This window comes from Nostoc sp., assembly GCF_036917395.1.
Taxonomy (GTDB): Bacteria; Cyanobacteriota; Cyanobacteriia; order Cyanobacteriales; family Nostocaceae; genus Nostoc.
The window spans coordinates 54865-79079 of sequence record NZ_JBALDI010000047.1; the positions used below are offsets into that span (position 1 = coordinate 54865).

Consider the following 24215-nt stretch of genomic DNA (forward strand, 5'->3'; position numbering starts at 1 on the left):
GCCAACGAGACGCTGCGCCAATGCCTCTACGTTAGACAAAATAATTTTTACAACTCAGATCGGATTGCTATAAAGTAGCCACGGCTTTTTGCGGTTTCGTGCAACTGATATTACCACACAACAAAGTCCTGAGTCTGAAGATTAAAGACTTGATTCAGACAAACTGATGAGAAACTTAAACTAGTAACTGAGTTTACCCAAGTCAAAGCAAAACTTTTGACTATTTACTACTCTCAGATTTATCCGTACTATTTTAGTTAGGACGGGCTAAACCATAGCTATCCGCTAACACGACTCAGCACTCAGATGGAGAGAGGAATTTGAAAAATCAGCAATTGGGAAATTGGCAAACCACAGTTTTAGGAATTGTGTTAGCAATATTAGTGATTCTTGGACTAAATTCCTTTGTGATTATTAACCCTGGACAAGCAGGAGTAATCAGCATCTTGGGTAAAGCTAAAGATGGCGCTTTATTAGAAGGGATTCACGTGAAACCGCCTTTTATCTCCGTGATAGATGTGTATGATTTAACAGTGCAAAAGTTTGAAGTGCCAGCGGAGAGTTCTACTAAGGATTTGCAAAATTTATCTGCGAGATTTGCGATTAACTTTCGCCTCGATCCCATACAGGTAGTTGAAGTTAGAAGGAAACAAGGAACCTTAGCAAATATTGTATCGAAAATCATTGCACCTCAGACACAAGAAGCATTTAAAATTGCCGCAGCCAGAAGAACCGTAGAAGAAGCAATTACCAAAAGAAGTGAATTGAAAGAAGACTTTGATAATGCCTTAGGCGATCGCTTAGACAAATATGGGATAATTGTGTTAGATACTAGCGTAGTTGACTTAGCGTTCTCACCAGAATTTGCCAAAGCAGTGGAAGAAAAACAAATTGCTGAACAGCGGGCGCAAAGAGCCGTTTATGTAGCACGGGAAGCTGAACAAGAAGCACAAGCGGATGTGAATCGCGCCAAAGGTAAGGCAGAATCTCAAAGACTCTTAGCAGAGACACTCAAAGCCCAAGGAGGACAGTTGGTTCTACAAAAAGAAGCAATTGAAGCTTGGAAGAGTGGCGGCGCTCAGATGCCAAAAGTCCTCGTTATGGGTAGTGACTCAAAAAGCGGTGTCCCCTTCATGTTCAACCTTGGGAATGTCCAAAATCAACCTTAATTCGAGTAAATAATACTTAGTTAAGTTAGGCTAGTTCCAACTTAAACACAACAGAAAAACTAACAAGATAATAATCGAAGTTTATGTCAACCCCCAATTCTCAGAATCTCACTGCCGAAGAAGCGAAAAAATTACTGAATAAATTCAACTGTCTAGACATTGCGCCTGTCCTCAAGCCATCAGAAAAATCAGTAATTCGTAGTGCCTTAATTTTAATCACCAAGCTTGCTGATTATCAAATTTTAGGAATTTGTGCTGATACAGCAGAAGAAGGAATACTGGCGATGAAGACCTATTCTTTGGCTTTGGGTTATGAACCACCAAACAATTTACCTACGCCTGAAGGTTCAGTTTATATCAAATTAAATGGTAAAAACGGCTTGTGTTATCTTGATTCCTATGCTGGACATCATCGTGGTGTATTAGTATCTTGCCAGTCTGACGACGAAGATGGAATCAACGAAATGTATGGACATTTACCCTTGGATTTATTTGTATAGAATTCGGTGAATGTAGGTAGGGTATGTGCCTTGCCTACTCACTAATGAAAAATAATTAATGACTTAAATATTATGAGTATTATTACATTACAATCAGTAACAAAAGACTTTGGCATCAAGGAAATTTTAAAAGATGCTAGCTTTAGCCTCGATGCTACCGATAAAGTTGGTTTGATTGGTACTAACGGTTCTGGGAAATCAACCTTATTAAAAATGATCGCTGGGTTAGAAACCATTGATAGCGGTCAAGTTTTAGTCAACTCTGGTTCTAAAATTATCTACTTACCTCAGCAGCCAGATTTAGATGAAAATCACACAGTTTTAGAGCAAGTTTTCGCTGACAGTGGCGAACATACAGCTTTGGTGCGTGAGTATGAAGAACTGTCAGATAAATTGGTTCACTATCCAGATGATAGCCAACTGATGTCTCGCCTTTCTGTGGTGATGCAACGGATGGATACGAGTGGTGCTTGGGAATTAGAAACCAACGCTAAAATCATCCTCACAAAATTAGGAATTTCTGACTTTGATGCTAAAATAGGCACTTTATCTGGAGGTTATCGCAAGCGTATTGCTCTAGCATCAGCGTTGCTAGCAGAACCCGATATTTTGCTCATGGATGAGCCGACAAACCATCTTGATGCTCTTTCTGTTGAATGGTTGCAAAGTTATTTAAATCGCTATCGCGGCGCACTTTTTCTGATCACCCACGATCGCTACTTTTTGGATCGTGTTACCAATCGGATCATTGAAATCGACCGAGGCGACATTTACACCTATACAGGTAACTATTCATATTACCTGGAAAAGAAAGCTTTAGCTGAAGAATCTGCTGTAAGTAGTCAACGTAAACATCAAGGCTTGTTGCGCCGCGAGTTGGAATGGCTCAAAAAAGGACCGAAAGCTAGAAGTACTAAGCAGAAAGCTAGAATTGACCGCGCTCATGCTCTGCGGGATACTGAATTTAAACAAGTTCAGGGGAAAGTTGATATTTCTACAGTTGGTCGTCGCATTGGGAAAAAGGTTATTGAATTAGATAACATTTCTAAAGCATACAATGGACGTACCCTCATCAATAATTTTACCTACGAATTTAGCCCAGAAGACCGCATCGGCATCATCGGCGCTAACGGTGCAGGTAAATCCACATTAATGGATATGATTACTGGCCGGGTTAAGCCAGATTCTGGCATTGCAGAAATTGGTACTACAATTCACATCGGTTATTTTGACCAGCATTCTGAAGAATTGCTCACAGCCTTAAACGAAAATCAGCGCGTGATTGACTATATCAAAGAGGAAGGAGAGTTTGTCAAAATTACCGATGGTACTCAAATTACTGCTTCCCAAATGTTGGAGCGGTTTTTGTTTCCTGGTAATCAACAGTATGCCCCAATTCATAAACTTTCGGGTGGTGAAAAACGCCGTTTATTTTTGTTGAGGGTTCTGATGAGTGCGCCCAATGTCTTGATTTTAGATGAACCGACAAACGATTTAGATGTGCAGACATTGGCAGTACTAGAGGATTATTTAGAGGATTTTGCCGGGTGTGTAATTGTAGTTTCTCACGATCGCTACTTTCTCGATCGCACCATCGACACAGTATTTTCCTTTGAGGAAGCTGGTAATCTCCGGCAATATCCAGGTAATTACTCAGTTTATCTGGACTATAAGAAGGCTGAAGAGGCACAGCAACAAGCTGCTAATGCTAAAGAGAAGCCTAAAAATGTCGAAGCCCAAAATGGTGCGTCTGCACCCAAAGATGTAGAGAATACAAAGCGGCGCAGGTTATCCAATTGGGAAAAAAAAGAATTTGAGCAATTGGAAGGGAAAATTGCCCAGTTAGAGGTCCAGAAAGCAGAAACCGAGAAAACACTAGCAAATGTCTCACCGGGGAATTATAGCCAAGTACAGAAATTGTATGAACAGGTGGAAAATCTCAAGCAAGCGATCGATGTGGCGACTGAACGCTGGTTAGAATTGGCAGAGATGGAGTCTTAATAGTAAGCATTTCACGTTTGCAAATACCTAGCGATTAGAAATCGCGTCTACATATACAAAACCCACCTGCGTGGGTTCAAACCCTTGATTTTTTATTAGTCCGCGTCGGCGGACTTTGTTTGTGTAGCCGCGAATTCCATTCGCCCGGTACTATTCGCTATTCGCTGCAAGATGTAAAATCTAATTGCTCAATATGCCAACTAAAATATGAGTTAACTCAGTTAATTCTTCAGGAACCCGATATAATTTGAGGTCTTCCGTTATCTGTTTTTCCTGACGGTTATATATTGCAAATCGCCAATCTTCACCAGTACTTACTGCCCCATAAAGAACTGGCAATTCTGAATTTATCCATTGATCGAGTGCAATCAACTCAACTGCTAATTGTGTAAAGCCTCTACTTAAATCTGCTTGTTTCGCTTCAATTACTAATAATCCCTTACCTTTATCAATGTAGTAATCCAAGCTGCCTTTTAGTTGGTCACTAACACTAATGGGATACTCAATATTTAATTGGGTTTGGGCAATTTCGCAAACCTCTAGTAATATTGGTGCGATAATTGCTTGCTTGCGTGCATCTTCACTAAGTAGCTTGACGCGTCGGAGATTACGCTCAATTACTCGCTGTAATTCTGCAATTATCTCAGAGTTAAATTCTGTTTTTGGTAATTGCAACCGTTCGCGTTGATACGAACAGCTAAGTTCAGCAAGAATATCTTCTGGAGAAAACGGCAGCTCAAAATATTTGCTGAATGTATAACTTTGACCGGGTTGAATGATTCGGGGACGACTCATACAGCAGTTTTAGTGTGGATGGCATACACTACTCTACAATTATTCTTAACAGAACTATTGCTTACTCTTGCTTTTAATACATCAAACAACGCAGAGTTGAGCTTACCCTGGCTATAATTGATCTTACCTCTTAAAACAGTTGAGCATCCGTAATGTGGCAGCTGCTGCATAATTGCGCTTTGCCGCAAGATTAGGAGAAAAGGCATTTCCTGTTTCATTTAATGGAGAAGCGACACCGCAGTAAGCAGACATTTCTTTAATCGAATTCTCCGCCCAATGATTAGATATATCACTAAAAGCTACTGCCTGCTGCTTGGCTCCTATACTTGAACTTCCGCCATCTTGCCCATATTCAGCCGCTTTATGCAATACCGCCATCAACTCAGCACGGGTTACTATTTGGCTAGGACGAAAAGTACCATCAGAATAGCCGAGTATAATCCCGTTTAATTTTGCCCACGCAATCATTGCAGCACTCCAACGAGTTACCTTTACATCCCGGTAAGGTTTGCTGGTCACTTTCAATAAGTTTCCTGCTGCTGGTGGTGGGTCGTGTGGTACTGTCAAAGGACTGACGGATAGCTTACTGAGCGCGTTTATTACCATCGACAGCATCTGTTCTCGTGTTAATTCTAACGTGGGACGGAATGTATTATTAGAAGTGAAGCCTGCAATAATCCCTGTTTGAACAGCCTCTTGAATCTCTTTGGCATATACATCATTGTTAATATCGGTAAAGCTTATAGGCACGTTAGCAAGTACTGGTTTAGTGCTAAAAGCGCATAACAATATAATGGCAGTAACATTTCCAAAAGTTTTGGTAGTTATATCACTCAAAAAGAAGTTAAAAATAGGTTTGAGCATAAGGTTTTATCATAAATTAAATGCTTATTATTGTAGACGTTGCTCTATTTTAGAAGGTTTCTTAAAGTTATTAGTTATACCTGAAATTGCGATCGCTTTTAGAAGATATTTATAAACTCGCTGAGTGACTAGAAGTCGCGGCTATAAAGACAAAACCCACCGACCTGGGTTTCAAACCCTGAATTTTTCCTTAGCGCTATTTTATTTTTTAGCCTTAACCGAGCAGTATTGCAATGTAGGGTGCGTTGTCGCAAGGCGCAACGCACCATTTAAATATCTAGTGTGGTGCGTTACGGTGTTTTGCCTAACACACCCTACGACTTCATCTTTTACTTTTAATCTTTGGAGAATCGTTTTTCTCCCTTTTATCCTGCAAGCTACGAAATTTAACCAGCACTGGAATATATTGTTGAATCATCCAGGTTAACGCCTCAAGGGTTGAGTTACCTTGGTCAATCTGGCTTTTAGCTTGTAAACCAATTAAGAATAGTTGCATTGCCAGCAACAAAGCAATAGTTTTACCGAGAATATTTTGACGCTTACCTTGCATTTGTTTGTACCCCAAAGAGTTGATAGATACAGGTTCTCTTTGGGGTTGTGTCCCTAAGCAAATACCCTAGTCTTGCTGAAAATGCCTTAGAATCTGGATTACATGAGTTTGGGGTGGTAGTTTCGATATGGGGTAGCCTCAAACTTCTTACTCAATTTTTTGGATGTAATGCCACGAACTACCTATGGGCCTCAGATTCAAAAGCGAGTCAAGCGTCTACTAGAGGCGTTGCTTTGTTTTGCTGATGGAGAATTTGAAGAAGGTAACTTTAAAATTGAGTTTGACTGGAAAGAAGCAGACAGCGCTAACCCCAAGCTGACTGTGCAGACTACGTTAGTCGTGTTGGAGTTGCTGACTCAAAAAGACAAATATCCTGGCAAGTTAACTAAAGCGCAAATTCGAGAAGCGCTGAATTTGCTGAAGGATTTTTTGAAGATTCTGGAAGATAACCGTCTCCAAACTCAAGGTTCTGATGACTGGCGCTTTACTTTAAAGCTATGGTCAAAAGATAGAGAGAAGAACCTGAAAGGGTTTGATGAAGCGTGGGAAAACAAAAGACCAAAGAAATCGAAAAAATTAGCAGCCAATTCCACCCAAGATGAGGGTGTTGCTACTGTACCCCAAATTAAACTTACTCTATTTCAAGCGCCACCTTTACCCACATACTTTGTAGAACGCCCAGAGTATAGCGATGATTTAAAGACTCGTCTTTTAAATGGTTCATCGTCTGATAGTCGCACTTTGGTAATTACTGCGATTCACGGTTTGGGTTCGGTGGGCAAATCTACTTTAGCTGCGGCTTTAGCCCATAATGCAGAAATACAATCTCGTTTTGGTGATGGCATTCTTTGGGCAACATTAGGTCAACAACCCAATGTGCTGGCTTTACTTAGTGGCTGGGTGCAAGCATTAGGAGACTATAGCTTTAAGCCTACAAGTGTTGAAGCAACTTCCTCGCATTTGCGGACTCTGCTTTATGACAAGGCTGTGTTGCTGGTGGTGGATGATGCTTGGAATACCGAAGATGCACAAGCGTTTAATTTTGGTGGGGCGCGTTGTCAAGTTTTAGTAACTACTCGTGAAGGTCATATTGCCGATGCCTTAGCAGCCAGCATCTACAGCCTGGATATAATGAAACCAGACCAGGCAATGGAATTGCTGACGAAGAAATTAAGACGCGAGATTACAGGCATAGAACGTCACTCAGCAGAAAACTTAGCCAAAGGCGTTGGTTATCTTCCTTTAGCATTGGAACTTGCAGCCGCCGAAGTTGCCTGTGGTACGACTTGGAATGAACTGTTGGCGGATATTCAGCAAGAAATAGCCAGATTAACAAGTTTTGACCGACCGGAAGCCGAAGAAATTACTGATGAGGCTAGTTTAAAACGCCTGAGTTTAACCGCATCATTAAATTTGAGTGTCAAAAGAATGCCACCAGAAAAGCAGCAGCATTTCTCTTGGTTAGGGGTATTGCCGGAGGATGTCAACATTAATAAGATGATGGCGGCAACGCTGTGGCAGATGGATAAGCGTGATGCTGCCAAGATGTTGCAATATTTACGGAATAAAGCATTGCTATTAACAGGAGTACCGCTTGCTGATGGTATGCCTAGCTATCGCTTACATGACTTATTCCACGATTTAGCTTGTAATTTGTTAACTGCTCCCTCCCAGCCTAAGCGCCGAGGAGATTTGGCTGGGTTGGGTTTAAACCTTGCTGATGTTCACGCTGCTTTTTTAAAGAAGTATCGGCAGAAAACACAGAATGGTTTATGGCATACTTTACTCGATGATGGTTACATTCATCAGTATTTAGTTTGGCATTTGGAAAAGGCTGGACAGTTAGAAGAGATTCACCAGTTATTGCAGGAAGAGTCTGCAACTGGAAGCAATGGCTGGTATGAAGCGCGAGAACAATTGGCACAAACTGGCGGTTACATCACAGATATTTCTCGTGCCTGGGAACTAGCAGAAGCGAATTGGAATGAATCAACTCTGCCGCAAATTGTAAGTTGGCAGTGTCATTATGCTTTAATTACTGCTTCCTTTAATAGTTTGGCAGCTAATTTATCAGCAGAACTGCTGGTGGCACTAGTCAAAAATAATATCTGGACTCCCGAACAAGGACTAGCTTACGCTCTACAAAACCCAAAGCCACAGGAGAAAGTCAACTCGCTGACACAACTAGTCAATTATTTGCCACCAAATTTTCAAAAATTAGCACTGCAAAAAGCCCTTGCTGCTGCCAGGGAGATTCAGGATAAGTATTATCGTGCCAAAGCCTTGAGAGCCTTAGCTGAGAAACTGCCACCAGAGTTATTGCCAGAAGCCCTTGCTGCTGCCAGGGAGATTCAGGATGAGAATTATCGTGCCAAAGCCTTGAGAGCCTTAGCTGAGAAACTGCCACCAGAGTTATTGCCAGAAGCCCTTGCTGCTGCCAGGGAGATTCAGGATAAGTATTATCGTGCCAATGCTTTGAGAGCCTTAGCGGAGAAACTGCCAGAGTTATTGCCAGAAGCCCTTGCTGCTACCAGGGCGATCCGGGATGAGGATTCTCGTGCCAATGCCTTGAGTGCCTTAGCTGAGAAACTGCCAGAGTTATTGCCAGAAGCCCTTGCTGCTGTCAGGGCGATTCAGAATGAGTCGAATCGTGCTTATGTCTTGAGAGCCTTAGCTGAGAAACTGCCAGAGTTATTGCCAGAAGCCCTTGCTGCTACCAGGGAGATTCAAGACGAGTCTTTTCGTGCCTATGCCTTAAGAGCCTTAGCTGAGAAACTGCCAGATATATTGCCAGAAGCCCTTGCTGCTACTAGGGAGATTCAAGACGAGTCTTTTCGTGCCTATGTCTTGAGAGCCTTAGCTGAAAAACTGCCACCAAACTTATTGCCAGAAGCCCTTGCTGCTGCCAGGGAGATTCAGAAGAAGTTTGCTCGTGCCGATGCCTTAAGAGCCTTAGCTGACAAACTGCCAGATATACTGCCAGAAGCCCTTGCTGCTGCCAGGGCGATTCAGGATGAGGATTATCGTGCTGATGCCTTGAGTGCCTTAGCTGACAAACTGCCAGATATATTGCCAGAAGCCCTTACTGTTGCCAAGGCGATTCAGGATAAGTCGAATCGTGCCAATGCCTTGAGTGCCTTAGCTGACAAACTGCCAGATATATTGCCAGAGGCCCTTGCTGTTGTCAGGGCGATTCAGGATGAGGATTATCGTGCCATAGCCTTGAGTGCCTTAGCTGAGAAACTGCCACCAGAATTATTGCTAGAAGCCCTTGCTGCTGCCAGGGCGATTCAGAATGAGGATTATCGTGCCGAAGCCTTGAGAGCCTTAGCTGACAAACTGCCAGATATATTGCCAGAAGCCCTTGCTGCTGCCAGGGCGATTCAGGATGAGTATTCTCGTGCCAATGCCTTGAGTGTTTTAGCTGACAAACTGCCAGATATATTGCCAGAAGCCCTTGCTGCTGCCAGGGCGATTCAGGATGAGTATTCTCGTGCCTATGCCTTGAGTGCCTTAGCTGACAAACTGCCAGATATATTGCCAGAGGCCCTTGCTGTTGTCAGGGCGATTCAGGATAAGTCGAATCGTGCCTATGCCTTGAGTGTTTTAGCTGACAAACTGCCAGATATATTGCCAGAAGCCCTTGCTGCTGCCAGGGCGATTCAGGATAAGTCGAATCGTGCCAATGCCTTGAGTGTTTTAGCTGACAAACTGCCAGATATATTGCCAGAAGCCCTTGCTGCTGCCAGGGCAATTCAGGATGAGTATTCTCCTGCCATAGCCTTGAGTGCCTTAGCTGAGAAACTGCCAGATATATTGCCAGAAGCCCTTGCTGCTGCCAGGGCAATTCAGTTTGAGTCTTCTCGTGCCATAGCCTTGAGTGCCTTAGCTGAGAAACTGCCACCAGAGTTATTGCCAGAAGCCCTTGCTGCTGCCAGGGCAATTCAGTCTGAGTCTTCTCGTGCCTATGCCTTGAGTGCCTTAGCTGACAGTTTGTCACAAATGCCAAATGCCAAACTTTTCCCTCTCTGGCAAGATACACTTCATCAGCTATCCCTTCGCACTCGCTCTAATTTGCTGCAAGATATCAAAGTATTGTTTCCAGTTATCTTTGCATTAGGTGGTGAAGTAGCAACGGTAGAAATTGCTCATGCGATTGTGGATGTGGGGCGATGGTGGAAATAATTCGTACCTCGGCTTACTTCGACTTCGCTCAGTACAGGTCGCTCGGCAACCTAATTTGTAATTTAAGAAAGTTAGATTTAACTTGCATCTGTAGCCTGATTTTGGTCAATTGGTATAAGGGGATGCAGGATCTATAGTTTTAAGCGAAGTGCGATCGCCTTTTACAGCTACTCAACCATCAAGCAGGTATCGAATTTACAAACTCTCTCTGGTGTCCATGAGTGGGCGATCGCAATTAATCATAAAATCATCACAGAAATTGTCTAGACTGTCGATGAGCGATCGCCCTTCTACAAACTGCGATCGCCTGTTGTTGTTTTGCCTACGCAGCGATATCTAACAAGAAATCGCGCCTCTACGCACTCCCCAACAAACGGGAGCGGTCTTCCTCGTGCCGGGAGCGGTCTGCCTCGTGACGGGAGCGGTCTGCCTCGTGCCGGGAGCGGTCTGCCTCGTGCCGGGAGCGGTCTTCCTCGTGCCGGGAGCGGTCTTCCTCGTGCCGGGGGCGGTCTTCCTCGTGCCGGGAGCGGTCTGCCTTAAAACTTTTATGAAACTTAGACAATTATTTCTACAGAAATCAACATTTAATGATTAAATACCGAAAAATTACTGGTATCACCTAAAAATTTTATGAGAAAAATTGCGAGTTCTGCTGAACCGGAATGCGGTTTCATTAAGGCAAGCTAGCTATATAAGCATTTTAAAGGAATAAATTTATGTCTCGTCAAAAACGTACATCCCGCGTTTTAGAAAAAGCTCAGTTAAGATCCGCTGGACTGAAATCGATTGTTCCAAACATCAAATTTGATGAAAATTATAGTCTGGAAAAACTGATTGAGTCAATTGAGCAGTTACGTAACAAACTTGATGTTTATAATACTGCTCTGTCTATGGTTGACTCTTCTAGAACTGAAATTGAAGAGATGGAAAAAAACTTGAGTCAGCTTTCTGAGAAGATGTTGATGGTGGTTGCTATCAAGTACGGCAAAGACAGCCGTGAGTATGAGATGGCGGGTGGTGTTCGCAATAGCGATCGCGCCCGTAAAATCAGGTCGAGCCGCTTGAAAAATGTTGCAGAACAAGCATTAGATGAAAATAGTAAAACTGCATAGTCGTGGCACAGCAAGCCTAAAATGTTGTTGCATTAGAGTTATCTATATCGTCGGTTTTAAAAACCGGATAAAAATGCTTAAGTTTGACACAAGCATCTTCAGTAGTAATAAAATTTTGATTGCTGCCAGCTACTGTTAGATGATTCACCATTGGGTATAGTTTAAAATCTGGCTTCTACCGTACAATATAAAACTGCTCTAGACGGAAGCCAGAGCAGTTTTTGAGAGAAATAAGTTATATAGTATATAGGAGACTTTTACTGTTGTCTCCGGTTTAGGCATATTAAATACTGTTATATAATAATATTCACCTCAAGTTTCGTGCTTTACGCAAAGCTCCCCTTTTGGACTGAAGCATTTAAAGTTTTTCAATAACACACGTCGCCACTCATTATTTTTGCTCCTTCATCCATAATTTCTTTACTGCTACAGTCTGGCTTAAATGGATCTATTGGTTTTAAGGGACGAAAGATAGCTAGCTGAGATTTTGGAGTCAACATTTGTTGTAACTCGCTTTCACGTATACCAATTTTTTCCTCAAACATCAGTTCAGCACCATGTTCGAATTCATCATGAATAACATTGAGATCCCGTAAGCCTTTATAAGTTTCAAACTATTAAGGAAACAGAAAATCTCAGAGTCGGACAATTGATGAGTATGGTATCTAGAAAAAATCAATATTCTATAGCCAGCTTTGAAAGCTTGTAGCGATATAGTGCCAAGCTATAACATCTAGTATTTTAATGGTAAAGCTAAAAATGTATGAGTGCTGTTGTGTTCATTTGTCCTGATTTTCCGTCGTAGTTAAGCATCTTTACATTTCATATTAAGTACTTTTATGACATTTGCAATCATCAAGTTTGTGAACTCTGAACTATATAATTATTCAACTTAAGTATTAAATAAAAATATTACCAATAGTTTAGGAAAAGCAAAGACGTGAACCGTTTCAAAAAGCTATCCTCAATTGTGTTGCTGCTATTAACCTTCATTTATCCACCTGCTTTAGCTGAAGCTAAGGATAATACTCTAAATAATGTTCTCAATCAACAGAGCATTGACGCACAGACAAAATTAGTTGGAGAGCAAAGTGAAGAGCTTTTGTTAGCTCACAGACACACTCGACGACGTTATCATAGACGACATAGGACTGGAAAATATTATTATCGACACCAGCGAAATCGACGACATTATTATAGACGACACTATCGCTCTATACGTTATCACGGACAACGATATCGTCATGGAGAATGGGAACTTGTGCGCGATCGTCATGGACGATTAATGTATGATTGGCAGCGTTAATAGTAAACGAAATTGAAGAGATGGAAAAAACTTTAGTCAGCTTTCTGAGAGCTGATGGTGGTTGCTATCAAGTACGGCAAAGACAGCCGTGAGTAGAGATGGCGGGTGGTGTTTGCAATAGCGAACGCGCCCGCAAAATCAGGTCGAGCCGCTTGAAAAATGTTGTAGAACAAATCTTAGATGAGAATGCTAAAACTGCATAGAAAGTCTTAGTCTTAAAAGTAGGATAGTAGGGTGTGTTATGCCGTTAGGCTAACCGTTTTTCTGAGCTATTACGGTGCGTTAGGCTAGCGCCATAACGCACCTTAGATATAGAAATCTTATCTGAGTTGTAAAAATTATCTTTTTTAACGAACCGCAATCGCGCAGCGTCTCGTTAGAGAAGGACGCATAGACACGAAGTGGCTTCCCGCAGGGTAGGGCGCAAAGTGTAAGAAGAGAAGATTTCACAAATGATTTAGGATTGCTATATACTAAAATCCTAAATCCAAAATGGTATAAACCAATTAATAAAGACAAATTAGGCGTTAGCACGCTAGCAAAATCATCACATAATACATATAGCCAGTAACAAGCTAGCGTCCACCAAAAGCCACTCATGCCGCAAAATAACCAAACCGCCGTCGAATTCCGTGATGTCACCTTTAGCCGGAATCATCGCCCATTGGTGTCAAATCTCAATTTCACCATTCACCAAGGAGAAGCACTCGTATTACTCGGACGCAGTGGAAGTGGCAAAACCACGACAATGAAATTAATTAATCGTCTATTCACACCCACACAAGGCGAAGTTTTATTTGATAGTATTCCGACAACTGAATGGGATGAAATTAAACTGCGGCGCAAGATTGGTTACGTAATTCAAGAAATTGGTTTATTTCCCCATTTCACTGTAGAACGCAATGTGGGCTTAGTCCCGGCTTTGGAAGGTTGGCAACCGAAACAAATTAAAACGCGGGTTTATGAATTGTTGCAATTGGTGGGTTTAGAACCAGCACAATTTGCAGGGCGTTACCCGCACGAACTTTCGGGTGGACAAAGGCAAAGAGTTGGTGTAGCCAGGGCTTTAGCAGCAGATCCGCCAGTGTTGTTGATGGATGAACCCTTTGGCGCACTCGATCCAATTACGCGGCTAGAACTTCAACAAGAGTTTCGACGTTTGCAGCAAGAGTTAGGCAAAACAGTTGTGTTTGTCACCCACGATATTCAAGAAGCTTTGGTTTTGGCATCGAGAATTGGTTTAATGTATGGCGGAGAATTGGTAGTATTGGGGACAACAGATGAATTTATGCGATCGCAACACCCAGAAAGCCTAGCTTTTCTCCAATGTCTGCGTTCCTTCCAAGACACTTTATGAAAAATTTCTTCCTGGTTAAGTATGCCCCAGAAATTCTTCAGCATACTCTAGAACACTTATTTTTGGTAGGAATCGCGATCGGAATTGCTATACTTGTAGGCATTCCTTTAGGTATTTTAATTACACGTAAAACCTATCTTCGCCAACCAATTCTCGGCATAGCGAATATTCTGCAAACTATTCCTAGTTTGGCACTGTTTGGCTTACTCATTCCGGTTCCTATAATTGGCGGAATTGGCGCAGTACCAGCAATTGTTGCCCTGATTGTATATTCCTTGCTGCCGATAATTCGTAACACTTACACAGGGATTACTAGCGTCGATCCAGCTATTCGGGAAGCTGGGAGAGGGATGGGGATGACAGATAGACAATTGTTATTGCAAGTTGAAATTCCCTTGGCAATGGGAGTGATTTTAGCAGGAGTGCGGGTAGCAACGGTAATTGCCATTGGCATTGCAACCATTGCAGCAGCAATTGGTGCTGGTGGTTTAGGAGTGTTTATTTTTCGGGGTATATCAGTAGTGAACGATCAGTTAATTTTAGCTGGTGCAGTTCCGGCGGCGGGAATTGCATTACTGGCTGACTTTGGAATTGGCTGGTTGGAGAATAAATTAAAAATTAAAAATTAAGCTAATAATGAAAAGATTTTTAGCATTGTGCTTTTTAACTTTTGCTTTTTTACTGCTAATCACTAGCTGCACACCGAATTTAAATAGTAGTAGCAATGGCAATATTATCGTTGCTTCCAAAGATTTTACCGAACAAGATATTTTAGGTGAACTTTTAGCACAGCAAATTGAGGCTACAACTAATTTAAAAGTGGATCGTCGTTTCCGTTTGGGTGGTTCTTTTGTTTGTCATAGCGCTATTACTGCTGGCAAAATTGACGCCTATATTGAGTATACAGGCACAGCTTTTACTGGAATTCTGAAGCAAAAAGCAGTTAATGATCCTAAAGAAGTTTATGAAAGATTAAAGCAAGCTTATGCTCAACAATTCAATCTGGAAGTAATGCCAAGCTTGGGTTTTGAAAACACTTTTGCGATGATTGTCCGGGGTAATGATGCCAAACGCTACAATATTCAAACTCTCTCCGAAGCTACTCAATATACACCGCAGTGGCGTGGTGGTTTCGGCTACGAATTTTTAGAACGGGAAGATGGTTTTCCCGGATTAGCTAAAGCTTACGATTTACGTTTTGCTAAACCACCCCAAATTATGGACTTGGGTTTAATATATCGGGCTTTGATTCAAAAACAGGTGGATATGGTAGCAGGTAACTCTACTGACGGACAGATTGCTCGCTTGGGTTTAGTTGTACTTAAGGACGATAAAAAATATTTTCCTCCTTACGAAGCTACACCAATTGTTCGACAAGAAACTTTAAAAAAATATCCTGAATTAAGAAAAGCGATCGCTCAACTTGCTGGAAAGATTTCGGCAGATGAAATGCGGCAATTAAACTATTTAGTTGAGGGCGAATTGCAAGATATTAAAGATGTTGTGCGCGACTTTCGCAAATCTAAGGGATTAGGTTCATCTCAACCATAGGCACGATGGAATCGCTTATACCATTTTTCGTGTTTAACTATTACCGCTTGTCTAATGTTGTTCACGCAAAAAGTTTCTTAACCACCGAATCGCTTCACTTGTTGTTTGCTCGTTTGCAATTTGGACACATTGCTGTACAATTTCTCTGACATTAGGAAAGTAGCTGCTTTCTGTAAGCAGATAACTTTCTGCTTGCAATCTATAAATTAATAACTGATTACTCTTTAATATCCAGACCTCTGGCACTCGATAAGGTAAGAAATCATTAATATCGGTGTAGCTTGTCACATCTATTTCAATTGCTAAATCTGGTGGTGGATCTGATTGCCAATCAATTCTTTTTTTGCCTACTACTGCTCTCCAATTTTCAATGTAAAAGCAATAGTCTGGTTCAATACCACTAATTTCTGGTAAGCTCATGGTGATGGGCGTAAATGAGTCGTATCTTTGCTCTAAATGATCCAGCAAAACCTTAGCAATATCTGCCAACAAACTCGCATCTCTTCCATGCTCTGGTAGCGGTGCCATCAGTAAAATCTCTCCAGGTCGATATTTAATCCGAGGCGAGGAGCGATCGCCTAATTGTTGACTCAATACTTGATAGTCTTGCCAGTCTCCCAAAAGTTTCAACACCGCACCAGGTGGTAACTCGATTCTTTGTGGTGTAATTACGGTATCCATATTCGGCTGTTTCACCCATTTCAGTTAGCCAGTTGATTACAAGATACATTAAAAAGTTATTTGAAATTACTTATGAAACATTTTTTTGATTGTTTCCATCATCAGAAACAGCCGATAAGGAAAATTAGGAAATTGAATAAAATTATAATGCTCATAAAAAGAGCGAGCTGCGTCGTCTTTGGCATCAACCACTACAGCTATTGTGGCAATTTCGCTTTGTAGACTGCGATATAGTGCATCCATTAACAGCATTTCCCCCAGCCCTTTTTTTCGATGGTTTTTATCAACTGCCAATCGACCTAAAAGAGTTGCAGGAACATTTGGATATTTTGGCAGCTTCTTTGTTATCTCAATTGGCAATTCATCAAATTTAATACCTGTTGATGATAGTGTGTAATACCCAGCAACGATTCCAGAACTTTTTTCAATTAAAACAAAGGGAGCAGCCATCCGTTTACGGGCATCTTGTCCTGCTTGCTGCTTTAAATAAATATCGAGTTTTTCAACATCGCAAGAAAAAGCCGCCCGGTCTTGCTTTCCCAGCGGCTCTATTAAATAATCATCAAAAGTATCAGATAACGCCACTTATACACCCATGTTTTGTTTATAGCGTTGAGCTGCGGTTTTTAATTTTGCACTTGGTTCTGGTGGATTGAGTAGTGCTTCCACAAAAACTTCTTGGTCTTCTCTGCTTAAAATCATCATTTCATTTTCCTGGATAATCTGTTTGGCAACATTCATAACGCTGCTAATCACAAAATCTGTTAATGTTCGACCTTGAATCTCAGCAGCACGCTGGAAAATTTCTTTTTGTTCTTTGCTGATACGAGCTTCCAGGCGTTCATCTCTGGAGCGCGTTAAATTTTCTCGGCGGCTTCGAGCCAGAGTATTAGCCATCATAGCCTCTATGTGATAAGAATAATGTTTACCAAAAAAATCCAGTGTACGGCATTTGTCCTTACAAATTAATAGTAACAAACATAGATACAAATTTCAACAGAATTTAGCGATCGCCCTGCAACTGGGTAACCAACAAGCAGCGTATAAAATGCACACCTTAACGGTAGGCTAAGAAATATCAAACAAAATGGCATAAAAATGCTTACTGTTGCTAAATCAAAACGGGTTACGCTTGTAATATTTTCTTTGGGCGTCTTACTTTACAGCCAAGTTGCATCAGCCGCCTTAACTTTACCCCTACGCAGCAAAAAGGGAATGGTAGTTTCGGCCCATCCCCTAGCAAGTGAAGCAGGAATTTTGATGTTACGCAAAGGTGGTAATGCAGTGGATGCAGCCGTAGCCACAACCTTTGCAATCTCGGTAGTTGAGCCTTTTTCAGCCGGAATCGGCGGCGGCGGATTTTTACTGATGCACTCTGAGAAAACTGGCGAGATGAAAGCGTTAGATTTTCGGGAACGCGCCCCCCTGAAAGCTACAAGAAATATGTATCTGGATGCAGAAGGAAAGGTGCGTCCGAATGCAAGTATCAATGGTTATTTAGCAGTAGGGACACCAGGAACGGTAGCGGGACTTTATGAAGTGCATCGTCGCTATGGTAAGCTACCTTGGCAAGAGGTGGTGAAACCTGCGATCGCACTGGCTAAAGATGGCTTTATTATTGGCGATGTAGCAACTTGGCGTTCTCTACAAACAAACCAATCCAACAAGCAAGCACTTCTCAAGAATCCAGCACTGCGGGAAATTTTCACTCACAACGGCGAATTTTACAAATCTGGTGAGAAGCTAGTGCAAAGTGATTTGGCCCGCACCTTAACAGCAATTGCCCAAAATCCCCAAAGTTTTTACACCGGAAGTATTGCTCGGGCGATCGCCTCTGATATGGTAAAAAATGGTGGTTTAATTACTCTAGAAGACCTGAAAGCCTATAAACCAATCTGGCGCACTCCCGTTTGTGGCAATTTTCGTAAAGCTAAAATTTGCTCAATGCCACCACCTTCATCGGGAGGTGTTCATCTATTGCAGATTTTAAATATTATCGGTGACACTGATTTAAAATCTTTAGGATGGCATCATCCCGATGCTATACATTTAATAGTAGAAGCAATGAAGATTGCTTACGCCGATCGCTCAGAATATTTAGGCGATCCAGATTTTGTCAAAGTCCCTGTACAAGAACTGCTCAGTCTAGCTTACGCCAAAAAACGTCGTCAAGAAATTAATATGCAAGTGGCTCGACCCTCGACCGAGGTCAAGCCAGTAGATAAAGAGACACTACAACGTTTTAGTCAAGCTAATAATCAGAGTTTAGGAGAAAATATCATTCCGTTATCTGCTCAATCTCTACAAACAAACGCGACTCGGTATGAATCTCCCCAAACCACTCATCTTACTGTTGTGGATGAAGAACGCAACGCCGTAAGTCTGACTTTCACGGTTAATCTGATTTTTGGTGCTGGTGTGGTGACACCGGGAACTGGAATTGTCCTCAACAATGAGATGGATGATTTTGCTTCTGCGCCAGGAGTGCCTAATGCCTTTGGTTTGGTTGGTAACGATGCCAACAGCATTGCCCCCCGTAAAACTCCTCTATCCAGCATGACTCCCACAATTGTCACAGAAAACGGTCATTTCCGCATGGCAGCAGGTGCGCCTGGTGGTAGCACCATTATCACCCAGGTTTTACAAGTGATCCTGAATGTGCTGGAATACAACATGGATGTTGGTGCGGCTGTTTCTGTTCCACGCATACATCATCAATGGCTTCCAGATGAATTGCGCGTCGAATCTTGGGGTTTGGATGCTCTCACTGTGCAAGACTTACGCCGTCGGGGGCATAAAATTAAGGAAACTGCTCCTTGGGGTAATGGTAACGCGATCGCGGTTACAGCCGATGGAACTTTAGAAGGGGCGGCTGATCCTCGCGGTGAAGGTTCCCCAAAAGGCTTGTGAGCCAGATAAGGAGAATAATAACAGACGCGATGATTAATCGCGTCTCTACTCCTAACTCCTGTACAGACGCGATTAATCGCGTCTCTACTCTTAACGCGATTAATCGCGTCTCTACTCTTAACGCGGTTAATCGCGTCTTTCTATTGATTTTGAGCTGTTGACTCTGCGTAGCTGCTGCCGCCAAACTCGTTTGCCCGTGTGCTAGGTACTAGTGTCCAACCTGCTTTGAGAAGTTTTTGATAAGTTGCCCAACCTTTAGAACCACCTGGTATTTGATAATCTGGGACTGCAAAATGTCCAAAAGCTGTGTAGGGACGCCAAGGCTGATTGGGTTCTGTCTGCAAATACAAAATTTTCTCTCCGTCACCACCAGACTTAGATAACCAACACATTTGTCGATGCATTGCAAACTCCTTTGCTTTGAGCTAATAACTAACGCATAATGGCAGATTTTTGTCAAGCTAAATCTCACCTTTGTAGAGTACTTTTTTGCCTAATACTTTAGACAAAGTGTAATTAAGTTCTATCCACTACAGGATAATTACTTAACAAGTCATACCCTAAGAAAGCTGCTGTAGGACACAAAGATCAACAGCTTTCTCTCACCTTGCTTCTAGGGGAGATTTTTCTAATGTTATCCGCGCTTTTAAGGAGTGTGTGTAACAATAACTACTATTTTAGCTAGAGTTTACAATCAGACTATTTGTATTTCTGGTTACATAAGCGCAGATTTGAGAAATTACTTATAAAGTTCTGTTGATTAAACACTACGAGCAAACAATATAAAATCTAACAGCAATGCTTGTTGTTTGAATCGTCAGTTTGATGACTAGACACAATCCCGTATTTATCTAGAAGCAAGATTATTTATAAAGTAAAAATCAAATTAACTGTAGGGTAGAATGGCGTTACTTAACCTAGATCCCCGACTTCTTCAAAAAGTCGGGGATCTAGGCAGCAAGTTGGGTTATTAGAAAGATGGAGCATACAACTTATCGCCGACAATCTTGCGAATTGTCTCTACTAATTGGGTGTATGCAAAGTCAGACAAAACTGGTTTTGCTCCTTGCAAGTGAATTGGTTGATCTAAATCAATCCATGACTTACAACCGCCGTATTTAGGGTGGTAGGGAATTTCTTGTTCAGGTAGTTGATATGTCCGCAGGAGGAGAATATAAAGCGGCTGGCGTGGTTTCCATTTGAGGCGATCGCTAATAAAATGCTCGTTCCAAATATGGAAGGGAAGCAAGGCGTTGACAAGAAATTCGTCACTAATTGGCAAAATATCTGTAATTTCAGCCCAACTGCCGATGCGAACTGTCTCTGGATGCCAACATGATGTTACTGGATAAACATGATTGGCATACTCAGCCTTGAGCATGAAAGCTTGTTGATGTTCATAAGTAGGGTAAAGCAAAATTTGCTTGTGGGCAACTTGGAAATGTCCATTTCGTTCATGGATACCGCCTTTGCGGAGCAACATAATTGTTTTGCCATTTTCCAAAGCATTTATGGCGACTGCCCATTCTTTGAGAGCATGAAAAGTTGTAGTCAATTCCATCAGCATCTACTGTAACTCTGATTTAATTTCAACCTAAAACCGATAAAGTGTGAAACTATCTAGGGAAATGAATTAGGAAGCAGTTATGGAAAAGCGCTCGCTAGGTACAACTGAAGTCCAAATTACACCTATCCTTATGGGAACCTAATCAGCACATTAGTATCAAATACGAACCGTCGATTATTTGTGATCATTCAAAATCGATTCTAATATTTAGCTATTTCTTTCATCTTTACTCCCAGTTCATGGCAGACAAAATTTGTATCTTTCACTACCGCTAACCATATATTGCTCAACAGGTTACGATCAATTAAGAAGTAATAATTTTTTACGGCACCGCCAGGAGTCTTTTAATGTTCATTAATGAATTGTCACCTATATTCAGAGAATTTATCCAGCATCCAGTCTCATTTGTGGGTGGGTTATTCTCTGGTGTGCTTCGGCTGAATCTTGCAGACGATCCCGTTAAAAGCTGGCTGGATCAACAGATCCGCTCAAATAGTTACACCAGCACCACAATAGACGCACATAACGGCAAAGCAAGTGGGCCTCAACAGATTTCGATTGACTAAATTTTTGGGTAATCGCAAATCTGGTTAATCATTTTGGTGACAGACTCTCACACTGTATGCTTGCATCAATCTGGGAGTCTGTCACAGAGAAACTTTCCATGTCTTCCATATTAAGAGATACTAAAGCTAGGTAAGTGGCAAGGAAATATGGAATCCCTAACCTCTCGTATGCAGGCGGTACAGTCGCCAATTATTCCTGTGGTTGGGGAACTGATTAAAAACTCCCCTGGAACAATCTCTCTAGGACAGGGTGTTGTTTATTACAACCCACCACCGGAAGTCAGAGAATTTTTACCCAAATTCTTCGCTGAACCCACTAATAATTTATACAAATCAGTTGAAGGAATTCCGCCATTGTTGACAGCACTTGCAGGAAAATTGCAAGCTTTCAACAACATTGAAATCAATGGGGAAAACTGCATCGTCGTGACAGCGGGAAGCAATATGGGATTTATGAATGCCATTCTTGCTATCACTAACCCAGGCGATGAAATTATTCTGAATACGCCCTACTATTTCAACCACGAAATGGCGATCGCAATGGCTGGTTGTCGTGCAGTGTTAGTGGCGACAGATGAAAATTATCAATTGCAAAAAGAAGCGATCGCTCAAGCAATTACTCCCAAAACACGGGCTGTGGTTACAATTTCCCCGAATAATCCGACTGGAGTTGTCTATTCAGAAGCAGCATTGCGCCAAGTAAATCAAATTTGTGGCGATCGCGGCATTTACCACATCAGCGATGAAGCCTATGAATACTTTACCTATAACGGGGTAAAACACGTTTCCCCTGGTACATTTGGGAATAGTAGCAAGTACACCATTTCTCTGTTTAGCCTTTCTAAAGCATACGGTTTTGCCAGTTGGCGCATTGGCTACATGGTGATTCCCAAACACTTATTTGTTGCTGTCAAAAAAGTCCAGGATACGATTTTGATTTGTCCGCCAGTGATTTCCCAATATGCAGCTTTCGGGGCATTACAAGCAAAAGAGGAGTATTTGAAGAGTAATATAGGTGCAATCGCTCAAGTGCGGCAATTAGTATTAGACTCCCTTAACCGCTTACAAGGTTTATCTAGCATTACACCCGCTAATGGCGCTTTCTATTTTTTCCTCAAGGTTAATACTCAGATGGATGCTTTTGAGTTAGTTAAAAGACTAATCCAGGAACATAAAGTAGCAGTCATTCCAGGTACAACCTTTGGTATGGATGATGGATGCTACCTACGCGTTGCCTATGGGGCGCTACAAAAAGAGACGGCAAAAGAAGGTATAGAAAGATTAGTGCAAGGTTTGGAAACTATAGTTAGGAGTTAGGAGAGACGCGATTAATCGCGTCTGTACAGGAGTTGATATTTAATTTATGAAGGCGTTAAACTGTGTTGGCGTACCTTCTTTGCAATTACAAATATAAAATTGAACAGATGCCAATTATTAATAAGTTAATTGAAATTGAAACTGAGCCAAAAATTAATATTTATAATATCACACCACAAATCAAAGATTTTCTTGCTTCAACATCAATTAAAAATGGACAAATTTTAGTATTCTCTCGACACACAACAACAGCTTTAGCTATCAATGAAAATGAAGTCAGATTGTTAGAAGACATAAAAATGTTCTTGCTAAAATTAGCACCTGAATCAGACAGTTACTTGCATAATGACTTGCATTTAAGAGATGTCCCAGAAGATGAGCCGATTAATGCTCACTCTCACTTAATGGCAATGATGCTGACTACTAGTGAGATAATTCCGGTTGTAGATGGTAAATTAGCTTTGGGAACCTGGCAATCTGTGTTGTTTTTTGAGTTGGATGGGCCGCGCAAAAGAACGGTATTTGTGCAAATTTCTGGCGAATAATGCAACTTAACACCTGGAGAGATCGCAGATTATCCCAAATCTGAGAGAATTACGAACACGACCAACAAGTGTATCAGTTAAATTTACTTACAGCAATTAAAAATCTGAAAGAATGTTTTCAAGCATAACCTTCCTTTCCACAAACCAGGACTTTCGTTGTGTCAAAGGCAGACGCAATTAGTTATGAAAAATAGCGATAATTTTGTATTACGTAATACTTGGTACTATGCTCTGCCTAGTAATCAGATCAAGCCAGGTATGATGATCAGCCGCATTTTCTTGGGAGAACCGGTGCTGCTAGTCCGCGACCAGGATGGCAAAGTCTCTGCTATGCGGGACATTTGTCCTCATCGGGCCGTGCCCTTGAGTTGTGGTAGATTTGATGGGCAGGAAGTGGAATGCTGCTACCACGGTTGGCGCTTTAACTCCGGTGGGCGCTGTACTGCGATTCCGTCTCTTGTAGAAGAACAGCAGATGGATTTGAGTCGCTTCGATGTCCAGTCCTATGCAATTCGGGAAGCCCAAGGGAATATCTGGATATATATGACTGATCCCGATAACCCTCAGCCTGCTTCTGACATGGAGATTCCGGTCATTCCAGGATTTGATGAGCGATCGCACCAGTTCGTAGAGGTGGTAAAATTCCCTTGTTTTATAGATCATGCAGTGGTAGGTTTGATGGACCCTGCTCATTCACCCTATGTTCATCGCGCTTGGTGGTGGCGAAGTGAACAACTGCACGAGGAAGTAAAGCAATTCGATGCTTCACCCTATGGCTTCACGATGCGACGACACCGATTACCAGCGAATGGGGGTCGATTATACTGGCTGATTGGCGGTGGTGTGCCGGAAACGGAAATTTCTTTTCGTTTACCTGGAGTCAGAATTGAAGAAACCACGATTGGCAACCATCGAGTCGTTAATTTAACGGCAGTTACACCCATTTCAGACACAGAAACCGAGGTAACTTTTGCTCTTTACTGGACACTGCCTTGGGTAGGGTTTTTCAAGCCATTGATGCACGTACTAACACAAACCTTCCTCGGTCAAGACCGAACGGTTGTGGAAAAGCAGCAGATTGGTTTGCAATATAATCCTGTGCTGCGACTGATTAAGGACTCAGATATGCAGGCGCAGTGGTATTACCAGTTAAAGCGGGAGTATGCTCGGTCTGTGGCTGAAAGACGAGAATTTGTCAATCCTGTCAAGGGTCAAATACTCCGGTGGCGTGCTTAAAAT

The 24215-nt window shown here is 41.9% G+C and carries 23 protein-coding genes; 15 read left to right on the plus strand and 8 right to left on the minus strand.

Translation table 11 applies throughout. From position 1 onward, the window contains the following. Positions 1-320 precede the first annotated feature (320 nt). The 3 genes from V7K46_RS16715 (at position 321) to V7K46_RS16725 (ending at position 3670) form a co-directional block, all read left to right on the plus strand. Positions 321-1169, plus strand: a complete 849-nt coding sequence (locus tag V7K46_RS16715; RefSeq protein ID WP_335114989.1) for a prohibitin family protein — start codon at positions 321-323, stop codon at positions 1167-1169. An 83-nt stretch (positions 1170-1252) separates the two neighbouring features. Further along, complete coding sequence (locus V7K46_RS16720; protein ID WP_335114991.1) at positions 1253-1669, plus strand: DUF1824 family protein; 417 nt, start codon at positions 1253-1255, stop codon at positions 1667-1669. A gap of 72 nt (positions 1670-1741) precedes the next feature. Beyond that, positions 1742-3670 (plus strand): ABC-F family ATP-binding cassette domain-containing protein, encoded by a 1929-nt coding sequence (locus tag V7K46_RS16725; RefSeq protein ID WP_335114992.1) that lies wholly within the window; start codon positions 1742-1744, stop codon positions 3668-3670. 180 nt (positions 3671-3850) lie between these two features. On the opposite strand, the gene V7K46_RS16730 is transcribed toward V7K46_RS16725, so the two are convergent. The 3 genes from V7K46_RS16730 to V7K46_RS16740 all read right to left on the minus strand — a co-directional run bounded on the left by V7K46_RS16730 (position 3851) and on the right by V7K46_RS16740 (position 5879). After that, positions 3851-4465, minus strand: a complete 615-nt coding sequence (locus V7K46_RS16730; protein WP_335114994.1) for a hypothetical protein — start codon at positions 4463-4465, stop codon at positions 3851-3853. Positions 4466-4588: 123 nt separating this feature from the next. Then, positions 4589-5329 carry an S-layer homology domain-containing protein gene (locus V7K46_RS16735; protein WP_335114996.1) on the minus strand — a complete coding sequence of 247 codons (741 nt, stop codon included), beginning with the start codon at positions 5327-5329 and terminating at the stop codon, positions 4589-4591. A gap of 322 nt (positions 5330-5651) precedes the next feature. After that, positions 5652-5879: a hypothetical protein gene (locus V7K46_RS16740; RefSeq protein ID WP_335114998.1), complete on the minus strand. Its 228-nt coding sequence runs from the start codon at positions 5877-5879 to the stop codon at positions 5652-5654. Between the two features lie 168 nt (positions 5880-6047). Here V7K46_RS16740 and V7K46_RS16745 point away from each other — a divergent pair, with 168 nt between their 5' ends. The 7 genes from V7K46_RS16745 to V7K46_RS16775 all read left to right on the plus strand — a co-directional run bounded on the left by V7K46_RS16745 (position 6048) and on the right by V7K46_RS16775 (position 15390). Beyond that, entirely contained in the window at positions 6048-10064 is a 4017-nt protein-coding gene (locus V7K46_RS16745; RefSeq protein WP_335115000.1) for an NB-ARC domain-containing protein, read from the plus strand. Positions 10065-10212: 148 nt separating this feature from the next. Then, a complete protein-coding gene (locus tag V7K46_RS16750) occupies positions 10213-10404 on the plus strand; it encodes a hypothetical protein (protein WP_335115002.1) in 192 nt (63 codons plus the stop codon). Positions 10405-10780: 376 nt separating this feature from the next. Continuing rightward, a complete protein-coding gene (locus V7K46_RS16755) occupies positions 10781-11176 on the plus strand; it encodes a hypothetical protein (protein ID WP_335115004.1) in 396 nt (131 codons plus the stop codon). 940 nt (positions 11177-12116) lie between these two features. Further along, positions 12117-12482, plus strand: a complete 366-nt coding sequence (locus V7K46_RS16760; RefSeq protein ID WP_335115005.1) for a hypothetical protein — start codon at positions 12117-12119, stop codon at positions 12480-12482. 598 nt (positions 12483-13080) lie between these two features. Beyond that, a complete protein-coding gene (locus tag V7K46_RS16765) occupies positions 13081-13839 on the plus strand; it encodes an ATP-binding cassette domain-containing protein (protein WP_335115006.1) in 759 nt (252 codons plus the stop codon). Next, positions 13836-14468, plus strand: a complete 633-nt coding sequence (locus V7K46_RS16770; protein WP_335115008.1) for an ABC transporter permease — start codon at positions 13836-13838, stop codon at positions 14466-14468. The genes V7K46_RS16765 and V7K46_RS16770 overlap by 4 nt, the downstream gene beginning before the upstream one ends. Positions 14469-14475: 7 nt before the next feature. Continuing rightward, complete coding sequence (locus V7K46_RS16775) at positions 14476-15390, plus strand: glycine betaine ABC transporter substrate-binding protein (RefSeq protein ID WP_335115010.1); 915 nt, start codon at positions 14476-14478, stop codon at positions 15388-15390. 51 nt (positions 15391-15441) lie between these two features. Here V7K46_RS16775 and V7K46_RS16780 read toward each other — a convergent pair whose 3' ends face one another. From V7K46_RS16780 to V7K46_RS16790, 3 genes are all read right to left on the minus strand, one after another. Further along, complete coding sequence (locus V7K46_RS16780; protein WP_335115012.1) at positions 15442-16071, minus strand: Uma2 family endonuclease; 630 nt, start codon at positions 16069-16071, stop codon at positions 15442-15444. 66 nt (positions 16072-16137) lie between these two features. Continuing rightward, complete coding sequence (locus tag V7K46_RS16785) at positions 16138-16656, minus strand: GNAT family N-acetyltransferase (RefSeq protein WP_335115014.1); 519 nt, start codon at positions 16654-16656, stop codon at positions 16138-16140. Then, complete coding sequence (locus V7K46_RS16790) at positions 16657-16971, minus strand: type II toxin-antitoxin system TacA family antitoxin (RefSeq protein ID WP_335115016.1); 315 nt, start codon at positions 16969-16971, stop codon at positions 16657-16659. It lies immediately after the preceding gene. 198 nt (positions 16972-17169) lie between these two features. Between V7K46_RS16790 and ggt the strand changes: the two genes are divergently transcribed. Beyond that, a complete protein-coding gene (ggt, locus tag V7K46_RS16795; protein ID WP_335115018.1) occupies positions 17170-18981 on the plus strand; it encodes a gamma-glutamyltransferase in 1812 nt (603 codons plus the stop codon). Between the two features lie 140 nt (positions 18982-19121). Here ggt and V7K46_RS16800 read toward each other — a convergent pair whose 3' ends face one another. Next, on the minus strand, positions 19122-19385 hold the full coding sequence (locus V7K46_RS16800; protein WP_298916704.1) for a hypothetical protein: 264 nt from the start codon (positions 19383-19385) through the stop codon (positions 19122-19124). A gap of 566 nt (positions 19386-19951) precedes the next feature. Then, positions 19952-20548, minus strand: coding sequence for a DUF1802 family protein (locus V7K46_RS16805; protein WP_335115020.1), 597 nt, complete (start codon positions 20546-20548; stop codon positions 19952-19954). A 347-nt stretch (positions 20549-20895) separates the two neighbouring features. On the opposite strand from V7K46_RS16805, the gene V7K46_RS16810 reads away from it, so the two are divergent. The 4 genes from V7K46_RS16810 (at position 20896) to V7K46_RS16825 (ending at position 24212) form a co-directional block, all read left to right on the plus strand. Next, a complete protein-coding gene (locus V7K46_RS16810) occupies positions 20896-21114 on the plus strand; it encodes a hypothetical protein (RefSeq protein WP_335115022.1) in 219 nt (72 codons plus the stop codon). Between the two features lie 147 nt (positions 21115-21261). Continuing rightward, positions 21262-22431 carry a pyridoxal phosphate-dependent aminotransferase gene (locus V7K46_RS16815; protein WP_335115024.1) on the plus strand — a complete coding sequence of 390 codons (1170 nt, stop codon included), beginning with the start codon at positions 21262-21264 and terminating at the stop codon, positions 22429-22431. A 107-nt stretch (positions 22432-22538) separates the two neighbouring features. Beyond that, complete coding sequence (locus V7K46_RS16820) at positions 22539-22976, plus strand: secondary thiamine-phosphate synthase enzyme YjbQ (protein WP_335115026.1); 438 nt, start codon at positions 22539-22541, stop codon at positions 22974-22976. Between the two features lie 183 nt (positions 22977-23159). Beyond that, positions 23160-24212 carry an aromatic ring-hydroxylating dioxygenase subunit alpha gene (locus V7K46_RS16825; RefSeq protein ID WP_335115028.1) on the plus strand — a complete coding sequence of 351 codons (1053 nt, stop codon included), beginning with the start codon at positions 23160-23162 and terminating at the stop codon, positions 24210-24212. Positions 24213-24215 lie beyond the last annotated feature (3 nt).

Coding starts and splice junctions, on each gene's coding strand:
- V7K46_RS16770 (WP_335115008.1), top strand. CDS start 13,836: ATGAAAAATTTCTTCCTGGTTAAGTATGCCCCAGAAATTCTTCAGCAT.
- V7K46_RS16825 (WP_335115028.1), top strand. CDS start 23,160: ATGAAAAATAGCGATAATTTTGTATTACGTAATACTTGGTACTATGCT.
- V7K46_RS16765 (WP_335115006.1), top strand. CDS start 13,081: ATGCCGCAAAATAACCAAACCGCCGTCGAATTCCGTGATGTCACCTTT.
- V7K46_RS16780 (WP_335115012.1), bottom strand. CDS start 16,071: ATGGATACCGTAATTACACCACAAAGAATCGAGTTACCACCTGGTGCG.
- V7K46_RS16805 (WP_335115020.1), bottom strand. CDS start 20,548: ATGCTGATGGAATTGACTACAACTTTTCATGCTCTCAAAGAATGGGCA.
- V7K46_RS16815 (WP_335115024.1), top strand. CDS start 21,262: ATGGAATCCCTAACCTCTCGTATGCAGGCGGTACAGTCGCCAATTATT.
- V7K46_RS16775 (WP_335115010.1), top strand. CDS start 14,476: ATGAAAAGATTTTTAGCATTGTGCTTTTTAACTTTTGCTTTTTTACTG.
- V7K46_RS16725 (WP_335114992.1), top strand. CDS start 1,742: ATGAGTATTATTACATTACAATCAGTAACAAAAGACTTTGGCATCAAG.
- V7K46_RS16790 (WP_335115016.1), bottom strand. CDS start 16,971: ATGATGGCTAATACTCTGGCTCGAAGCCGCCGAGAAAATTTAACGCGC.
- V7K46_RS16735 (WP_335114996.1), bottom strand. CDS start 5,329: ATGCTCAAACCTATTTTTAACTTCTTTTTGAGTGATATAACTACCAAA.
- V7K46_RS16740 (WP_335114998.1), bottom strand. CDS start 5,879: ATGCAAGGTAAGCGTCAAAATATTCTCGGTAAAACTATTGCTTTGTTG.
- ggt (WP_335115018.1), top strand. CDS start 17,170: ATGCTTACTGTTGCTAAATCAAAACGGGTTACGCTTGTAATATTTTCT.
- V7K46_RS16800 (WP_298916704.1), bottom strand. CDS start 19,385: ATGCATCGACAAATGTGTTGGTTATCTAAGTCTGGTGGTGACGGAGAG.
- V7K46_RS16820 (WP_335115026.1), top strand. CDS start 22,539: ATGCCAATTATTAATAAGTTAATTGAAATTGAAACTGAGCCAAAAATT.
- V7K46_RS16745 (WP_335115000.1), top strand. CDS start 6,048: ATGCCACGAACTACCTATGGGCCTCAGATTCAAAAGCGAGTCAAGCGT.
- V7K46_RS16730 (WP_335114994.1), bottom strand. CDS start 4,465: ATGAGTCGTCCCCGAATCATTCAACCCGGTCAAAGTTATACATTCAGC.
- V7K46_RS16755 (WP_335115004.1), top strand. CDS start 10,781: ATGTCTCGTCAAAAACGTACATCCCGCGTTTTAGAAAAAGCTCAGTTA.
- V7K46_RS16810 (WP_335115022.1), top strand. CDS start 20,896: ATGTTCATTAATGAATTGTCACCTATATTCAGAGAATTTATCCAGCAT.
- V7K46_RS16720 (WP_335114991.1), top strand. CDS start 1,253: ATGTCAACCCCCAATTCTCAGAATCTCACTGCCGAAGAAGCGAAAAAA.